This window comes from Gilliamella sp. B3801 (assembly GCF_026536645.1).
GTDB lineage: Bacteria > Pseudomonadota > Gammaproteobacteria > Enterobacterales > Orbaceae > Gilliamella > Gilliamella apicola_I.
The window spans coordinates 1-889 of the sequence record NZ_JAFNNR010000028.1 but is presented as its reverse complement, the minus strand read 5'-3'; the positions used below and the strand labels follow the sequence as shown (position 1 = coordinate 889).

Below are 889 nucleotides of genomic sequence, written 5' to 3'. Positions count from 1 at the left end.
TCTTATTAAATTTAAATCGGGATTTAGGAAACTATCCCGATTTTTTTAATAGTCAAAAAAAGTTTTTTAAGGTGTACCCTAAGTGGCTTTTAAATTCAAATTGTTTTTAACTTTTTCTTTGTGATCTTTTATCACTTTTTTTACTGTGGTTAATGAGCATTCACACCTTATTGATATTTGTTTTAGAGTTAAATTTTTACTAAAACGATAATTGATAATTTTATTATGCAATTCAATATTTTTTTTTCTTCCCTTATATTTTCCATTTTTTTTTGCAATTAAAATTCCTTCTGCTTGTCGTTGCTTTATATCTTCGTAGTTATCTCGTGCCTGTATTAATGCTAAATCTAATAACAGATCCTGAACGGCATCTAAAATGACCTTCTGTACTGTAGTTAGATTATCATTATAAAATCCTGATAAATCGGGAACATTAGATATATATAATGAAGCCCCTTTTGATCTAATAGTTTCAATTAACATTTTTGCCTCTGAAAAAGGTAAACGTGTTAATCTGTCCATTTTTTCTATCATTACAATATCTCCATTTTGTAATGATTTTATTAGTTTTTTCAATGCGGGTCGCTGTGAATGGTTCAATGCTCCCGAGGCTTTTTCCTTATATATACCAGCAATAAAATAATTAAATTTTTTTGCCTCTTCTATTATTTTTTCTTGTCTAGTGAGATCCTGTTCATGGGTACTAACTCTCATATAAATTCTGCAAATCTTGCTCATAAATTTTTCCTTTTTTACTCTTAATACAAATAAAAAAGTGTATTTCTCCCTTTAAAAAGAAAGGGTCACTTAGGGTACACCTTAAAAAACTTTTTTTGACTATTAAAAAAATCGGGATAGTTTCCTAAATCCCGATTTAAATTTAATAAGA

Annotated in this window: 1 protein-coding gene; it reads right to left on the bottom strand. The window is 27.8% G+C overall.

The window, feature by feature from the left end:
- Nucleotides 1-78: 78 nt before the first annotated feature.
- Nucleotides 79-738, bottom strand: a complete 660-nt coding sequence (locus tag J3U14_RS11650) for a recombinase family protein (protein ID WP_267369701.1) — start codon at nucleotides 736-738, stop codon at nucleotides 79-81.
- Nucleotides 739-889 lie beyond the last annotated feature (151 nt).